The 15,470-nt window shown below is 63.0% G+C and carries 15 protein-coding genes; 13 read left to right on the top strand and 2 right to left on the bottom strand.

What is annotated here, in order from left to right; all coding sequences use genetic code 11:
* Positions 1 to 113 precede the first annotated feature (113 nt).
* The gene (locus AC1Q80_RS28420; RefSeq protein WP_492362615.1) at positions 114 to 1,370 is read left to right on the top strand and encodes a GGDEF domain-containing protein; all 1,257 of its coding nucleotides are present in this window, start codon (positions 114 to 116) and stop codon (positions 1,368 to 1,370) included.
* Positions 1,371 to 1,536: 166 nt separating this feature from the next.
* Here AC1Q80_RS28420 and AC1Q80_RS28415 read toward each other — a convergent pair whose 3' ends face one another.
* Positions 1,537 to 2,334 (bottom strand): NAD-dependent epimerase/dehydratase family protein, encoded by a 798-nt coding sequence (locus AC1Q80_RS28415; RefSeq protein ID WP_173421117.1) that lies wholly within the window; start codon positions 2,332 to 2,334, stop codon positions 1,537 to 1,539.
* A 191-nt stretch (positions 2,335 to 2,525) separates the two neighbouring features.
* On the opposite strand from AC1Q80_RS28415, the gene AC1Q80_RS28410 reads away from it, so the two are divergent.
* The 8 genes from AC1Q80_RS28410 to AC1Q80_RS28375 all read left to right on the top strand — a co-directional run bounded on the left by AC1Q80_RS28410 (position 2,526) and on the right by AC1Q80_RS28375 (position 10,238).
* Positions 2,526 to 3,278 (top strand): FadR/GntR family transcriptional regulator, encoded by a 753-nt coding sequence (locus tag AC1Q80_RS28410; protein ID WP_173421118.1) that lies wholly within the window; start codon positions 2,526 to 2,528, stop codon positions 3,276 to 3,278.
* Between the two features lie 68 nt (positions 3,279 to 3,346).
* Positions 3,347 to 4,252 (top strand): 5-dehydro-4-deoxyglucarate dehydratase, encoded by a 906-nt coding sequence (gene kdgD / locus AC1Q80_RS28405; protein WP_492362614.1) that lies wholly within the window; start codon positions 3,347 to 3,349, stop codon positions 4,250 to 4,252.
* 1 nt (position 4,253) lies between these two features.
* A complete protein-coding gene (locus AC1Q80_RS28400; protein ID WP_492362613.1) occupies positions 4,254 to 5,390 on the top strand; it encodes a mandelate racemase/muconate lactonizing enzyme family protein in 1,137 nt (378 codons plus the stop codon).
* A 1-nt stretch (position 5,391) separates the two neighbouring features.
* On the top strand, positions 5,392 to 6,273 hold the full coding sequence (locus AC1Q80_RS28395) for an amidohydrolase family protein (protein WP_492362612.1): 882 nt from the start codon (positions 5,392 to 5,394) through the stop codon (positions 6,271 to 6,273).
* A 60-nt stretch (positions 6,274 to 6,333) separates the two neighbouring features.
* On the top strand, positions 6,334 to 7,308 hold the full coding sequence (locus AC1Q80_RS28390) for a TRAP transporter substrate-binding protein (protein WP_492362611.1): 975 nt from the start codon (positions 6,334 to 6,336) through the stop codon (positions 7,306 to 7,308).
* 78 nt (positions 7,309 to 7,386) lie between these two features.
* The gene (locus AC1Q80_RS28385) at positions 7,387 to 7,908 is read left to right on the top strand and encodes a TRAP transporter small permease (RefSeq protein ID WP_492362610.1); all 522 of its coding nucleotides are present in this window, start codon (positions 7,387 to 7,389) and stop codon (positions 7,906 to 7,908) included.
* A complete protein-coding gene (locus AC1Q80_RS28380; protein WP_492362609.1) occupies positions 7,908 to 9,188 on the top strand; it encodes a TRAP transporter large permease in 1,281 nt (426 codons plus the stop codon). Before AC1Q80_RS28385 ends, AC1Q80_RS28380 begins: the two co-directional genes overlap by 1 nt.
* A 93-nt stretch (positions 9,189 to 9,281) precedes the next feature.
* Positions 9,282 to 10,238 carry a DUF817 domain-containing protein gene (locus tag AC1Q80_RS28375; RefSeq protein ID WP_492362608.1) on the top strand — a complete coding sequence of 319 codons (957 nt, stop codon included), beginning with the start codon at positions 9,282 to 9,284 and terminating at the stop codon, positions 10,236 to 10,238.
* A gap of 39 nt (positions 10,239 to 10,277) precedes the next feature.
* On the opposite strand, the gene AC1Q80_RS28370 is transcribed toward AC1Q80_RS28375, so the two are convergent.
* A complete protein-coding gene (locus AC1Q80_RS28370) occupies positions 10,278 to 11,171 on the bottom strand; it encodes a LysR family transcriptional regulator (RefSeq protein ID WP_173421126.1) in 894 nt (297 codons plus the stop codon).
* Between the two features lie 213 nt (positions 11,172 to 11,384).
* On the opposite strand from AC1Q80_RS28370, the gene AC1Q80_RS28365 reads away from it, so the two are divergent.
* From AC1Q80_RS28365 to AC1Q80_RS28350, 4 genes are all read left to right on the top strand, one after another.
* Positions 11,385 to 11,996, top strand: coding sequence for a glutathione S-transferase family protein (locus AC1Q80_RS28365; protein ID WP_173421127.1), 612 nt, complete (start codon positions 11,385 to 11,387; stop codon positions 11,994 to 11,996).
* Positions 11,997 to 12,055: 59 nt separating this feature from the next.
* Entirely contained in the window at positions 12,056 to 14,116 is a 2,061-nt protein-coding gene (locus tag AC1Q80_RS28360; RefSeq protein WP_492362607.1) for a 2Fe-2S iron-sulfur cluster-binding protein, read from the top strand.
* Positions 14,117 to 14,282: 166 nt separating this feature from the next.
* Positions 14,283 to 15,017 (top strand): SDR family oxidoreductase, encoded by a 735-nt coding sequence (locus tag AC1Q80_RS28355; protein WP_492362606.1) that lies wholly within the window; start codon positions 14,283 to 14,285, stop codon positions 15,015 to 15,017.
* Positions 15,018 to 15,147: 130 nt separating this feature from the next.
* Positions 15,148 to 15,396 (top strand): Atu4866 domain-containing protein, encoded by a 249-nt coding sequence (locus AC1Q80_RS28350; RefSeq protein ID WP_492362647.1) that lies wholly within the window; start codon positions 15,148 to 15,150, stop codon positions 15,394 to 15,396.
* Positions 15,397 to 15,470 lie beyond the last annotated feature (74 nt).

Below are 15,470 nucleotides of genomic sequence, written 5' to 3'. Positions count from 1 at the left end.
CGGACGAAAACACTGTGTCCGCACTCGTACCCCCCCGCTAATCCTTGCAACTGCCCTTTGCAAAACTTTTAAGATTCCGGCGCATAACGTGCCGCGGAATCCAGGAGTTGACGGTGGAAGCACTACATACCCCGACGATCATGCTGAGCTCTTTCGCCACGCTTGTGGTCTTTGCTGTGTTCTTCGCGCTCGCTTCGCGTCAGGAGCGCAACAGCCTTGAACTGCGGCTGTGGTCCTGTGCGTTTCTGGTCGCGGCTCTGGGGTTTACCCTGCTGGCTCTCAGAGGCCCCGACTATTCCTTCGTCGCCGTTTCGCTGGGCAATGCTCTTGCGGTGCTGGGGATCGCGATGATCTGGCTCGGCTTGCGTGCTTTCGACAATCAGCCACTCAAGATCGCATCCGCCTTGGCCGGACCGGCACTGTGGCTGCTGGTTACCGGCTTTTCCGACTACGTCCAGAATGACGTTACCAGCAGGATCGTGCTGTTTTCAGCGCTGATCTTCGTCTATTCGGCCATGATCGCGGTCGAGATCTTTCGTTCCGACAATTTCCGGAAGCTTCCAAGTTCCTACATCGTTGCGTTTCTCTTCGCGACGCATGGGCTGTTTTATCTGGTGCGCATCCCGCTCATCTTCGTCTGGCCGCTTTTCGGCAACACGGCGTCGGGCGCCGAGCAGCCGCTGTGGTACCAGCTCCTAACGTTCGAGTTGTTCATTCATAGCCTGGCGGGCGGCTTCTCGTTTTTCGCACTGATCAAGGAGCGGACGCAGTACAGGTACAAGCTGGCGTCGGAAACCGATGCCCTGACCGGCGTGCAGAACCGGCGCGCCTTCATGGCAAAACTCGAGACCTACCTTGCGACAAAGCCCGCTGAAGGCGCGTTGATGTACATGGACATCGACCACTTCAAGGCCGTCAACGATCGCTATGGCCACGCGGTCGGTGACAAGGTGCTCATCGAATGCGCCGCCGTCATATCGTTAGCCGTAGGCGGCCGGGCCTTCCTCGCGCGCATGGGCGGTGAAGAGTTTTCTGCCTGCTTCCCGGGGGTCGACCGGTCGCAGGCCGCAGTGATCGCCGAAGATATCCGCGTTGCCTTCGAGCACGCGCTCGTCAGGGCAGGAAACACCACGCTTTCGGCAACGGTCAGCATCGGCGTCGCCTTTGTCGGCAACGAGCAGGAAGCGAGCGAGCTTCTGTCGTCCGCCGACCGCGCACTCTATGCGGCAAAGGCTGCCGGGAGAAACTCCGTCTGGGTCACCGGCAAGGACGGCGCTGCGCGGTTTGCATCGGGGCTGGTGGCCCAATCGGCCGAGCCGGCGCCTTCCCCGGGGAGAACCGAGAGAGGTTCGATGGCGCACTGCGCCTAGGTGCATCGCACCTGCCTTAATCGTTGCGTCGACGTGATCGAAGGGCCGGTTTTCTTCTCGACCCCTTTGGCAGAAAAGTTGCGACACGATATCAATCTGCCGGGACTCGGGCACCCTGCGGCGCGCCACGGTCGGGCGATGGAGGTCGGCCGCCGTGCCCAGCCGGCTACTCCTCGGTAAAGATCGGGTCTCGTGTGAACATTCCGCCCTGATAGACGGCAAGTGGAGACGATGGCTCCGGCCGGCCGGGAGACAATTCCAGTTCGGCACGAAAACGTTCGGCATTGTCGCGCGGCCGCCAGCCGAGATAGGCGGCATGACTATTGTCCCACCAGCGGCTGTCATTGTCCGAGATGCCCCAGACGATCGGGCAGCCGAGCATCGGCGCCCGAAACACGGCTGCGATCAGAGCGGCGAAATCGTCATAGGACATCCAGGTCGACAGCATGCGGTGGTTGGTCGGCTTTTCCATGCAGCTGCCGATGCGCACCAGCGCGGTCTCCTGGCCGAACTTTTCGAAGTACATCCGAGCCAGCGCCTCGCCGAAGCATTTCGACACGCCATAGAGGCCATCGGGACGCATCGGCGCATCCGCCGCCACGGGCTCGTCCTGCCGGTAGAAGCCGACCGTATGGTTGGAACTGGCGAATAGAATGCGCGGCTGGCCATGCGCCCGCGCGGCTTCATAAAGATTGTAGAGGCCCAAAAGGTTCGCATTGAGGATCTTCGAAAACTTGTCCTCGACCGAAATGCCGCCCAGATGAAGAACGGCGTCGCAACCCTCGACCAACCGATCGACGGCCGCCGCATCGCCGAGATCGCAGGTCATGATCTCCTCGTGTGGCGCCGCGCTGCCGAGATCGGCAATATCCGAGACGCGCACGACCTCGGCCAGATGGGCAATACGCGGCCGCATGGCACGGCCCAGTGCCCCCGCGGCCCCGGTGATCAACAATCGCTTCAAGTCACATCCTCCGCCGCCGGCGCGCTGTCGGTCCGGCTATCGATACATTGCATTTGAGCCCAACTCATCATACATGTTGGTGCAATTGCGTCAATAAATCGGTCCTGTGATGCCATAGGCCGAATAATCTGGCATATGGGTGGAGCAAAGAGAGCTGACGTGACGGCCAATGGCCACGAGAAGGAGACGAGATGAGTGTTCAAACGAAGCTGGAGCCGGGCACCGGAACAGGCACGTTGACCTCGAGGCTTGGCGACACTTTGCGACGGGCAATAACCGGGGGGCAATTCCCACCAGGCAGCAAGTTACCAAGCGAGGCGCAACTCTCAGAGATCCATGGCGTCAGCCGAACGGTCGTGCGCGAGGCGATCGCAGCTCTTCGAGCGGACCGCCTGGTCGAGCCGCGCCAAGGCGCTGGCGTCTTCGTCCTCGACACGCCGCCCGTTGCCGGTGCAGCACCGCTTTTCCTTCAGGACGTTGATCCGGTGCGCGTATCCTCGATGATCGAACTCCTGGAACTGCGCACGGCGGTCGAGGTGGAAGCCGCGGGGCTTGCGGCCCTGCGTCGCTCGCCGGCACAGGAAGAGGTGATCATCGAACGGCACTATGCGGTGCGCGCCTGCCTGAATGCCGGCATCTCCAGCGTCGAGGCCGACTTCGCCCTGCATCTCGCCATAGCCGAGGCCACCAACAACCCGCGCTTCCGCGAATTCCTGGCCATGATCGGGCGCAACGTCATCCCGCGCGGCGCCCTGCGCAACGACGACAGCGAGCAGGACCAATCCGCCTACATCGCCATGCTCGACAACGAGCATAACGACATCGTCTTCGCCATATCCAACGGCGACGAAGAAGGGGCCCGCGAGGCGATGCGGCGTCATCTGCGCGGCAGCCAGGCGCGTTACCGCACACTGCTTCGCGAACAGCGCGCACCTGTACGATAATTCATTGACATAAACCCATCATACATGTACGACAACTTTGCCAGAGGAGGCAGGCAGGGGAATCGAGCATGACGCCGCAAGAAATCAAGGCCGCGCTTGGCGCCGGCCTGTTGTCATTTCCCGTGACGCATTTTGATGCCGAGCGAAAATTTCATGCCGAGAGTTACCGTCGCCATGTCGAGTGGCTGTCGGGATTCGACGCCCCGGTGCTGTTTGCCGCCGGCGGGACCGGCGAGTTCTTTTCGCTTTCGCCGAAGGAAATCCCGGGCATCGTCGCCGCCGCGAAAGAGGCTGCCGGCAACACAGCGATCGTTTCGGGATGCGGCTTCGGCACTGAGGTCGGCGTCGAACTGGCGCGCGCGGTCGAAAAATCCGGCGCCGACGGCATCCTGCTTTTGCCGCACTACCTCATCGATGCGCCGCAGGAAGGTCTGTTCGTTCATGTGAGGGAGATCTGCCGGTCGGTCGGCATCGGCGTCATGGTTTACAACCGCGACAATTCGGTGCTTTCGGTCGACACCTTGAAACGTCTTTGCGACGAATGCCCCAACCTGATCGGCTTCAAGGACGGAACCGGCGATATCGGCCTTATCCGCCAGATCACCGCAACGATGGGCGACCGGCTCACCTATCTCGGTGGCATGCCGACGGCAGAGCTTTTCGCCGAAGCCTATCTGGGCGCCGGCTTCACCACCTATTCCTCGGCCGTCTTCAATTTCGTGCCGGGGCTCGCCGTCGAATTCTACAAGGCATTGCGCGCCGGAAACCGGGCGCGCTGCGAAGAGATCCTGCGCGATTTCTTTTACCCCTTCATGGCGATCCGCAACCGCCGCAAGGGCTATGCCGTCGCCGCGATCAAGGCCGGCGTCCGGCTTCAGGGCTTCGATGCGGGTGGCGTCCGACCGCCGCTCGACGACCTGACGCCGCAGGAAGAAGACATGCTCGCAGCCCTCATTGCGCCGTGGAAACGCTAGAATGAAGATCGCAGCCGTCCGCACGCATCTCCTGGAGCACCGGCTTGCGGTGCCGTTTCAAAGCGCCTCGATGCGCTTTGACCGGCGCGCCCATGTGCTGGTCGAGATCGTCTGCGACGACGGCACCACCGGTTGGGGCGAGTGCCTCGGCCCGGCGAGGCCGAATGCCGCGGTGGTCGGCGCCTATACTCCATGGCTCGTTGGCGAAGACCCGCTCGAAACCGAAAAGATCTGGGCGCGGCTCTACAACGCGCTGCGCGACCAGGGCCAGCGTGGCCTGGCGGTGACTGCCCTTTCGGGCATCGACATCGCGCTTTGGGACATCAAGGGCAAACATTTCGCCGTACCGGTCTCCACGTTGCTCGGCGGTCGCTTCCGGGAAACGGTCAAGGCCTACGCCACCGGCAGCTTCAAGCGCGACGGCGTCGACCGCATTGAAGACAACGCCGCCGAAGTCGCGCGCTATCGCGCTGAGGGCTTTCACGCCAGCAAGATCAAGATCGGTTTTGGCGTCAAGGAAGACCTCGCCGTCGTGCGCGCCGTGCGCGAGGCTGTCGGGCCGGACATGCGGCTGATGGTCGATGCCAATCACGGCTACGACGTGCTTGAAGCGCTCGAATTCGGCCGGAAGGCCGCAGAGCTTGATATCGACTGGTTCGAGGAACCGGTCGTGCCGGAGCAGCTCGGCGCCTATCGCGAGGTGCGCGCCGGCCAGCCGTTGCCCGTCGCCGGCGGCGAAACCTGGCACAGCCGCTGGGGCATGCGCGAGCCGGTCGAAACCCGCGCAGTCGACATCCTCCAGCCCGATCTGGCCGGTGTCGGCGGTTTCACCGAGGCGCGCCGCGTCACCGATATGGCAGCGCTTCACGGGGTGCGCATCGTGCCGCATGTCTGGGGCACGGCGGTGCACATTGCAGCAGCCCTTCAGTTCATGGCGGCGATGGTGCCCAATCCGGTTCGCGTCAATCCGATCGAGCCGATCCTCGAATTCGATCGCACCGAAAACCCGTTCCGACAGGCGGTGATCAAAACCCCGATCGAGCACGACCAGGGGGTGGTCAAAATCCCCTCCGGCCCGGGACTTGGCATCGAGATCAACCGCGATGCGCTTGCCGAGTTCCGGATGAGGGATGATTGAGATGCTGGTCAGAGCGCTCTCCGGTCGCCCGCCCAAGATCCCGCTGCCGAAGGGCGCGGTCGATACGCAGATGCACATGTATCTGCCCGGCTTTCCCGCCCTTGCTGGCGGGCCCGCACTTCCCGCCGGCGCCCTGCCCGATGCGGACCAATACGGACAATTCATGCGCTGGCTCGGCATCGACAGGGTCATCATCACCCAGGGCAACGCCCATCAGCGCGACAATGCCAATCTGATTGCATGCCTGAACGTCATGGGCACCGACGCCCACGGCGTCGCCGCCTTCGGCGCGGAAACGTCGGAGAGCGAGCTCGACGCCCTGGCGGCCGCCGGTGTCATCGGCGCAAGGATCATGGACCTGCCCGGCGGCGCCGTTCGCCTCGACGAACTCGAAGCCGTCGATGATCGCACGGCCGCACGCGACTGGATGATCGCCGTCCAGTTCGACGGCAGCACCATTCTCCAGCACGAAACGAGACTGAAGAAACTCAAGTCCCGCTGGGTTCTCGATCATCACGGCAAGTTCTTCTCGGGCGCCGGACCGGATGGCGCTGAAGTCGCTGCCGTCAAGCGGCTGATCGATGGCGGCAACTGCTGGTTCAAGTTCGCCGGCGTCTACGAATCCTCGAGAGCCGGAAGTCCGGATTTCGCCGACGTCGCCGCCTTGTCGCGCGCGATCGCCGTCCATGCGCCCGAGCGCATCGTCTGGGGCAGCAACTGGCCGCACAACCTTGCAAAGACCAACGCCGACTATCCCGACGACGCCGAACTGACCGACACGGTGCTGGGCTGGCTGCCCGATGCCGAGGCCCGTCACCGCGCGCTCGTCGAAAATCCTGAACGGCTCTTTGGCTTGAAGCCATTCACGGACGGAGGTGCCTGAAGCCACCCGCATGCGTCCGGAGCGAGGAGGCTTCGGCGCCACAAGAAGGAGGAGGACAAGATGAACATTGCAAAAACGCTTTGCCTGGCCCTGGGCGTAGCCCTTTGCGCCGGCACCCTGCAGGCGCAGGAAATCACCCTGCGCTCGGCCGACATCCACCCGGACGGTTATCCGACCGTCGATGCGGTGAAATATATGGGCGAGCTGGTCGCCAAGCGCACCAACGGCCGCATCAAGATCGACGTCACCAACAACGCCGCTCTCGGCAGCGAAAAGGACACGATCGAACAGACCCGCTTCGGCGTCATCGACATGAACCGCGTCAACGCAGCACCTTTCAACAACCTGGTGCCGCAGACCGTGGTGCTCGGGCTTCCCTTCCTGTTTCGCTCGACCGAACACATGCACAAGACCGTCGACGGCCCGATCGGCGACGAAGTGCTGGCCGCTTTCGAACCGCACGGCCTGATCGGCCTTGCCTTCTACGATTCCGGCGCGCGCTCGTTCTATTCGACCAAGAAGCCGATCGAGAAGCTTGCCGACCTCAAGGGCATGAAGGTTCGCGTCCAGCAGTCGGATCTCTGGATCGCGATGATGGAAGCCTTCGGCGCCAACGCAACGCCGATGCCCTTCGGCGAAGTCTATTCCTCGCTTGAAACCGGTGTTGTCGATGCGGCCGAAAACAACTGGCCGTCCTACGAATCCTCGAGGCATTTCGAGGTCGCGAAGAACTACACGCTCACCGAACACTCCCTCAATCCGGAGATCCTGGTGATTTCCAAGATCAGCTGGGACAAGCTTTCGCCCGACGACCAGAAGGTTCTGAAGGACGCAGCAAAAGAGTCGGTCGTGAAGATGCGTGAGCTCTGGACCGCCCGGGAAAAGGCCTCGGAGGAGAAGGTTCGCGCCGCCGGCGCCAATGTCATCACCGTCGACAAGGCCGAATTCTCCGCAGCGATGAAGCCGGTCTACGATCGCTTCGTCACCGATCCGCAGATGAAGGACCTGCTCGAGCGGATCCGCGCCATCAATTAGCGGCATCCGCCGATCGACGGAGTGCCCGGTCTGTTAGGCGGGCACTCCCCTCGTCTGCAGCCTATGGAGGATATGGCAATGTGGCGTTTCATGCGGGCCGTCAGGCCCGCGCTTGCCGGGCTCAGCCGGCTCTCGCTCTACATATCGGGTGCGGGTCTCGTCACCATGACGGGCATCGTCGGTTGGCAGGTCTTCGCCCGCTATGTGCTCAACGATACGCCAAGCTGGTCGGAGCCATTGTCACTGCATCTGATGTCATGGTTCATCGTACTCGGAGCCGCCGTCGGCGTTCGCGAGAGCGTGCATCTCGGCCTCGATTTCGTGCGCCACTCGGCATCCCCCGCCATGCAGAGACTGATGGATATCGCCAGCCTCTCGCTGATCGTACTCTTCGGCCTCGCGATGAGTTTCTACTCGACCCTGCTTTCCGCCGGCACCTGGGCTGCGACCATCCCCGTGCTTGGCTGGCCGGGCGGTGTCGACTTCTTTCCGATGATTGCCGGTGGCCTGCTGATCGCCGTGTTTGCGGCGGAGCGTCTTGCCGACGTCGTACTGGGCGAGGCACCGGCGGCCGAGATCGTCCTTCAGGAGGCAGCATAGTGGCCTACAGCATTCTCTTTGGCACCTTCACCATCCTGATGATGATCGGCATGCCGATCGCGTTCTGCCTCGGCATCGCGTCGCTGGCGACCGTCATCTACATGGGCCTGCCGCCGATCGTTGTTTTCCAGCAGATGAATTCCGGCATGAACGTCTTCGCGATGATGGCGATCCCGTTCTTCATCTTTGCCGGCGACCTAATGGTGCGCGGCGGCATCGCCGACCGCCTCATTCGCTTTGCCGCAGGCATCGTCGGTCACCTGCGCGGCGGCCTCGGCCAGGTCAACATCGTCGCCTCGACGCTGTTCGGCGGCATTTCCGGCTCCGCCGTTGCCGACGCATCCGCCGTTGGCGGGCTGATGATCCCGCAGATGGCCGCGCGCGGCTACGACCGCAGTTACGCCGTCAATGTCACGGTCAATGCCGCGATCATCGCGCTGATGATCCCGCCGTCGCACAACATGATCCTCTATTCGATCGCCGCCGGCGGCAACGTCTCGGTCGCCGATCTCTTCACCGCCGGCATCCTGCCCGGCCTGCTGCTCGCCGCAGCGCTGATGGTCACGGCCTATGTCGTGGCGCGGAAAAAAGGATACCCGTCCGAGCCGTTCCCGGGTCTTCGCCGCCTTGGCTTTTATCTGCTCGCCTCTCTGCCGGGGCTGCTGCTGATCGGCATCATCTTCGGCGGCGTACGTTCCGGCATCTTCACGGCAACGGAAAGCTCGTGCATCGCCGTGTTCTATGCCCTGCTCGTCGCCCTGCTGGTTTACCGCGAGCTCGATTGGAGCGGCTTCGTCGAGGCGGTGCTGCAGGCGGTGCGCACCACGGCGATGGTGCTTCTGGTCATCGGCACCGCCGCCTCCTTCGGCTGGCTGATGGCGTTCCTGCAGGTCCAGCAAAGCATGGTCGCCGCCATCAGCGCCATTTCCGACAATCCCATCATCGTGCTGTTGCTGATCAATATCATTCTGCTCTTGCTCGGCACCTTCATGGACATGGCGCCGCTGGTCATCATCAGCACGCCGGTGCTGCTGCCGGTGGTCAAGGCGTTCGGCATCGACCCGGTGCATTTCGGCGTGGTGATGATTTTGAACGCCGGCATCGGCCTCAACACCCCACCCGTCGGCACCGTACTTTTTGTCGGCTGCGCCGTTGGCGGCATTTCGATCCGCGAGGCGATGCGCACCATCTGGCCGTTCTTCGGCGCCAGCATCGCCGTCCTGATGCTCGTCACCTACATCCCCGGCCTGTCCCTCTGGCTGCCGAGCCTCTTCCGATAGCCGTCAGCCCGAGCCCTCAGGTTCGGGCCGATCCACAATTCGACCGCATTGCCCCGGCATCGCACCTGCGACACCGGGATGGAGGCGAATCGCGTGGCGCAGCGATCGGATGACAGACGTTTCACATCACTGGAAGCGCGCATCGATGCGGCCGCGCACCGGCTGCTCGACAGGCTTCCACGCGATGGCATCCCTGGCGGTCTGACGGAATTTCTCGTCTTCGGCATCAAACAGGCTTTCGCATGTCTCTTCGGCGGCACCCTGCTCGCGCTGATGATTGCAACCAAGCTGTTCTGGCCGGACGAGATCGGCCTTGCCCGCTACGATTTCCTGTTCCTCGCCGCCCTCGGCATCCAGCTTCTCATGCTGGCCTTCAAGCTCGAGACCATTGCCGAAGCCAAGGTCATCCTGATCTTCCATATCGTCGGCACGCTGATGGAGATCTTCAAGACGTCCGTCGGTTCCTGGATCTATCCGGAACCCAGCGTTTTTCGCATCGGCGGCGTGCCGCTGTTTTCAGGGTTCATGTATGCCGCCGTCGGCTCCTACCTTGCTCGCGTGACCCGCATTCTCGATTTGCACTACACCCATTATCCTCCGCGCTGGGCAACGGTGCTCCTGGCTCTCGCCATCTATGCCAACTTCTTCACCCATCACTTCGTCGTGGATCTGCGCTATCTGCTGTTTGCCATCATCGCGATCCTGTTCTTTCGCACGACCGTGCACTACCGCGTCTTCCGGTTCCGGCATCGCATGCCGCTGCTGATCGGCTTTCTGCTCATTGCCCTGTTCATCTGGTTTGCCGAGAATATCGGAACGTGGTCGCGCGCCTGGATCTATCCCTCGCAACACGCCGGCTGGACGCTGGTGTCGCTGCAGAAGCTGGGTGCGTGGTATCTGCTGATGATCCTGTCCTTCGTGCTGGTCACGCTCGTCCACCGACCGCGCCCGCTGCAAGCGATGCATCAACTTCGGCAGGCGGGTGACCTGCCCATCGCGACGGCTGACCGAGGCGCCATCATCGGCGAGGCACCGCAGATCAGCCGGTGACATCAGGGGAAATATCCATTGGGGGTGGTTCTGGCGTTGTCATTTCAGCACAGCTCTGAGCCGGGGAGCCGCGAAATCGACGAAGGCTCTCAGTTTCATCGGCACGTGACCCTGCGGCAGGTAGACCAGCTGAACCGGCAGCGCCGGATGTTCGAACGTCTCCAGCACCGGCACAAGCAGACGATCGGCAACCGCGCGTGCCGCCTGATAGGACAGAACGCGTGTCAGGCCGAGCCCGGAAACGGCAGCGTCGACTGCGGCCTCGGCGGTGTTGACCGCGAGGCGTGACCGGATCGGGGCAGTGATCTCGTCCTTCCCGTCGACAAAGCTCCAGGTCCGGTTCGACATCAAGCCTTCGAACGTGATGCAATCGTGGTCGGCAAGCTCGCTCGGATGACCCGGCTGTCCATTCCGGCCCAAATAGCTTGGGCTCGCGTAGACGACCCGCCTTATCGTGCCGAGTTTCGTGGCGATCAGGTTGCTGTCCGGCAGGTTGCCGATCCTGAGCGCGACATCGATGTGATCGTCGACGAGATTGACGAGCCGGTCGCCCAAAGACAGGCGCATGTTGACGTCAGGGTTGGCCTTGAGGAAATCGACGACGACAGGCAGCACGTGCAGCCGTCCGAAGACGATTGGCGCCGTCATCGTCAGATCGCCCTTGATCGTCGTGTATTCCCCAGCCGCCACCCGTTCCGCCTCGTCGACACGCGCAAGGATTTCTCGCGCCGCGTCGACATAGGTTCGCCCGGCCTCCGTCAGCTGGATCCGCCGATTGGTTCTGGTGAGCAATTGCGCACCGAGATGGGTTTCCAGTTCCGAAACCTTGCGACTGACCGTCGCCAGCGGCATGCGAAGCCGCCGCGATGCAGCAGACAGGCTCCCGCCCTCGACGACGCCGAGAAGCACGGTCATTGCATCCAGTCGATCCATTTGCCTTCCAATTTACGAGAATCCATCTACCAGAATGACATTCTACAACCAAATTCCGGAAGGGCATAGATTGTTGAGGAAGGCGGTTCATTCCGAAGCGCCCGTGGACGCTGAGCTCGCTCCGAGAAAACCGGTTTTCGCTGCCGAATGATTGCACATGGTGCTTCCGGCGGCTGATCCGTCGGCGGGCCGCGATACAAGAGGACACGAAAGATGAAACTTTACCGCCATCCACTCTCGGGCCACTCGCACCGCGCCCAGCTCTTTTTAGCCCTGCTTGGTGTGCCGCATGACCTTGTCGACGTCGACCTCCTGGCAAAGGCCCACAAGGCGCCCGATTTCCTAAAGCTCAATTCCTTCGGACAGGTTCCGGTGCTTGACGATGACGGCACGATCGTGAGCGACTCTAACGCCATCCTCGTGTATCTCGCCAAGAAGCTCGGTCGCTCCGACTGGCTGCCGGAAGATCCCGCCGGCGCGGCGAAAGTGCAGAAATGGCTATCGGTCGCCGCCGGCGAAATCGCGTATGGCCCGGCCGCTGCAAGGCTCGTGACCGTCTTCGGCGCGGGTCTTCGGCCGGAGGAAGTGATCGCCAGGGCACACCGCATCCTGCAACTGATCGAAGCCGAACTCACCGACCGCGACTTCCTGCTCGGCAGCCGGCCGACGATCGCCGACGTCGCGCTCTACAGCTATGTCTCCAGTGCGCCCGAAGGCAACGTCGACCTCAGCGGCTACGCCAACGTCAAGGCCTGGCTTGGACGCATCGAGGCCCTGCCCGGTTTCGTGGGCTTCCAGAAAACGGCGGCGGGCCTCGCCGCCTGATTGCGCTGCCGGTGCGGAACGCTCCGCCCCGGCCTTTCCCGTCAGCAAGGAGAAAGCCGATGCCGGACACACTTGCACCGACCGCCGCCGCGTCCCCCTGGCACGAGGGCGAACTTGCCATTCAACGCAGTCTCGGGGTCGTCGAACGCATGGACGCGCCGGGCCGCAACTTCGTTCGCGCCTTCATGCCCGAGCAGCACCGGCAGTTCTTTCCGATGCTGCCCTTCATCGTCCTTGGCGCCGTCGATCCCGCCGGTGATGTCTGGGCAAGCCTGCGGGCGGGCGAACCGGGTTTTATCCAGGCACCGGACGCACACGCCCTCGAACTTCAGCTCCCCCGCGACGGGAACGACCCCGCAGACAATGGCATGGAGGACGGCGACGCTATCGCCTTGCTGGGCATTCAGCTTGAAACCCGGCGCCGCAACCGGCTGAACGGCACCATCCGCCGGCCGGCGGACGATCGCTTTGCCGTCTCCGTCGGCCAGAGCTTCGGCAACTGTCCGCAATATATCCAGCTGCGGGATTTCTCGTTCGTGCGTGAACCAGCCGCTCCACCGCGGACGCGCGCCGTGCACCTCGGCGGTCTCGATGCGCGCACGAAAGAAATCATCGCTAACGCCGACACATTTTTCGTCGCCTCCTATGTCGACCGCGACGACGGTGAGCGGCAGGTCGATGTTTCCCATCGCGGCGGCAAGGCCGGTTTCGTGCGTATCGGCGAGGATGGCGTGCTGACGATCCCCGATTTCGCCGGCAACCTATTTTTCAACACGCTGGGCAATTTCATGCTCAACCCTAAGGCAGGGCTGCTTTTTGTCGATTTTGCCACCGGAGACATGCTGCAGATGACCGGCGAAGCGGAAGTCGTCCTCGCCTCGCCGGAAATCGACGCGTTCCAGGGCGCGGAACGCCTCTGGCGCTTTCGACCACGGCAAGTGGTCTACCGTCCGGATGGTTTGCCACTTCGCTGGTCTGATCGCGAGGCTGGTCAGTCGCCCAATTCGCTGATGACCGGCGACTGGCAGCAGACGGAGGATCGGCAGCGCGCCGCCGCCCGCGCCGGGGAATGGCGCCCGTTTCGGATCGTGCGGACACAATCGGAGAGCACCACCATCCGCTCGCTCTACCTCGAACCGGCTGATGATGCCGGTCTGGCGCCGTTCCGCGCCGGCCAGCATCTGTCGATCCGGCTGCAGATGGACGGCAAATCCGTGGTTCGAAGCTACACGCTCTCAGCCGCCCCTTCGGACGGGGCCTATCGCCTCAGCATCAAGCGCCAAGGCGCGGTTTCGTCCTTCCTGCACGATCTCGGACCGGGCGACATTGTCGAAGCGCGGGCGCCGGCCGGCAGCTTCGTCATCGACGCTACGGAGCGCCGTCCGGCGGTGCTGCTTGCCGCCGGTGTCGGCATCACACCTGTCATCGCGATGTTGCGCGACGTCCTCTATGAGGGCTTGCGCAAGCGGAGGATCCGTCCGACGTGGCTGTTCCAATCGGCCCGCAGTCTGGACGAACGCGCATTCGGTGAGGAGATTGCCTCCCTCGTCGATGCCGGCCAGGGCAAGATCCACCTGACCCGTGTGCTCAGCCAGGCGGATGGCGCACGCAAGGGCGAGGACTACGACGCCGCCGGACGCATTGATATGCCGTTGCTGCAATCCGTCCTGCCGTTCGACGATTACGACTTCTACCTCTGTGGCCCGCGGGCTTTCATGCAATCGCTCTATGACGGGTTGCGTGAGCTCAACGTCGCCGACGCCCGTATCCACGCGGAGACCTTCGGCCTGTCCTCGCTGACGCGCAGCGCTGATCCCGGAGTGCCGGCATCGGCAATGCCACCGTCGAGTACGCCTGTGCGCGTCATCTTTGCCACCTCGGCCAAGGAAGCACGCTGGCAGCCGGGCGAAGGCACGTTGCTCGACCTGGCCGAGGCGCGCGGCCTTTCGCCCGAATATGGCTGTCGCAACGGCAGCTGCGGCAGTTGCAGTACCCGCGTCATCGAGGGCGAAGTCGCCTATCCCCAGCAGCCCTCGTTCGAGGTCAGGCAGGGGGAGGCTTTGATCTGCTGCGCCGTGCCGGCGGAAAATGACGGGCAAGCCCTTCAATTGGCCGTCTAACTCAGCTGCACCATGGCTCTGCCGCTCGCCGCGCAGCGTCGTCACAAACCTTTCGGAGAATCGTGCAAGGATGCCGGAGTGCTGTTCTACCGCTCGATCGAGCGGATAGAGCAAGGTGACTTTCAGAGCCGGGGAGGTTCTCGGCCCATCTAGAAAGGAACCAGCCATGTCCAACGTTCAAGGAAAAGTCGTCGCCATCACCGGTGCCAGCAGTGGCATCGGCGAAGCGACTGCGCGCCATCTGGCTGCAGCAGGTGCCCACGTCGTCCTCGGGGCCCGCCGCACCGACCGTCTGGCGACCCTTGCCGGCGAAATCCGCGCGGCCGGCGGCACCGCCAGCTTCCAGGCGCTCGACGTTACCGACCTTAGCGACATGCAGGCCTTCGTCGCCCATGCGGTTTCGGAATTCGGCCGGCTCGACGTCATCGTCAACAATGCCGGCGTCATGCCGCTGTCGCCGCTGTCCGCCCTCAGGGTCGACGAGTGGAACCGGATGATCGATGTCAACATCCGCGGTGTACTGAACGGCATCGCTGCCAGTCTGCCCCTCATGAACGAGCAAGGCCGCGGACAGATCGTCAACCTCTCGTCGATCGGCGGTCATGCGGTGTCGCCGACCGCAGCCGTCTATTGCGCGACCAAGTTTGCCGTCCGGGCGATCTCCGATGGCCTTCGACAGGAGACAGATCGCATCCGCGTCAGCGTCGTCTCGCCGGGCGTCACCGAATCGGAACTGGCGGACAGCATCTCCGACGAAAGCGCCCGCAGCGCAATGCGCGACTTTCGGCGCATTGCCATCCCGGCCACCGCCATCGCTCGGGCCATCGCCTATGCCATCGAGCAGCCTGACGATGTCGATGTTAGCGAGATCATCGTTCGCCCGACGGCAAGCCCGCACTGATCCGGTTCAAGCGGAGCGAAAGCAGATGAAGCACACCTTTCCAACAGCAATGGCAGCGGGAGCCTGGACGACGTTCGGCCTTGTCCTTTCCGCCATCTCGCCAGATCCGTCATCGGCACGGGAGAAAATCATGCAGCAGGCGCCGCACCCCTATGTCGGCATGTGGGAGACCGAAGACGGGCATGTCCGCCACCACCTCCTGCCGGGTGGCCGTTATGACGAAGCGCGCGGCAAGCGGCAAAGCGCCTATCGGGGACGTTATTGGGTGACCGGCGATCATATCGACTATGTCGACGATACCGGCTTTACCGCCGACGGCGATTTTGTCGACGGCGTGCTCCACCACGGCGGCATGACTCTGCGCCGGAAAGACAAGTGATAGAGGAGGCGGCGGCCGACGACATCTGCCGCTCCCTCGATATCCCGTTGAACTTGCCCTCGAAAAAGGTCAAC

Source organism: Ensifer sp. GW823-FHT05D09 (assembly GCF_058795755.1).
This window is presented reverse-complemented; position numbering and strand designations above follow the sequence as displayed.

Coding starts and splice junctions, on each gene's coding strand:
- AC1Q80_RS28395 (WP_492362612.1), top strand. CDS start 5,392: ATGCTGGTCAGAGCGCTCTCCGGTCGCCCGCCCAAGATCCCGCTGCCG.
- AC1Q80_RS28400 (WP_492362613.1), top strand. CDS start 4,254: ATGAAGATCGCAGCCGTCCGCACGCATCTCCTGGAGCACCGGCTTGCG.
- AC1Q80_RS28350 (WP_492362647.1), top strand. CDS start 15,148: ATGCAGCAGGCGCCGCACCCCTATGTCGGCATGTGGGAGACCGAAGAC.
- AC1Q80_RS28390 (WP_492362611.1), top strand. CDS start 6,334: ATGAACATTGCAAAAACGCTTTGCCTGGCCCTGGGCGTAGCCCTTTGC.
- AC1Q80_RS28355 (WP_492362606.1), top strand. CDS start 14,283: ATGTCCAACGTTCAAGGAAAAGTCGTCGCCATCACCGGTGCCAGCAGT.
- AC1Q80_RS28410 (WP_173421118.1), top strand. CDS start 2,526: ATGAGTGTTCAAACGAAGCTGGAGCCGGGCACCGGAACAGGCACGTTG.
- AC1Q80_RS28385 (WP_492362610.1), top strand. CDS start 7,387: ATGTGGCGTTTCATGCGGGCCGTCAGGCCCGCGCTTGCCGGGCTCAGC.
- AC1Q80_RS28360 (WP_492362607.1), top strand. CDS start 12,056: ATGCCGGACACACTTGCACCGACCGCCGCCGCGTCCCCCTGGCACGAG.
- AC1Q80_RS28370 (WP_173421126.1), bottom strand. CDS start 11,171: ATGGATCGACTGGATGCAATGACCGTGCTTCTCGGCGTCGTCGAGGGC.
- AC1Q80_RS28365 (WP_173421127.1), top strand. CDS start 11,385: ATGAAACTTTACCGCCATCCACTCTCGGGCCACTCGCACCGCGCCCAG.
- kdgD (WP_492362614.1), top strand. CDS start 3,347: ATGACGCCGCAAGAAATCAAGGCCGCGCTTGGCGCCGGCCTGTTGTCA.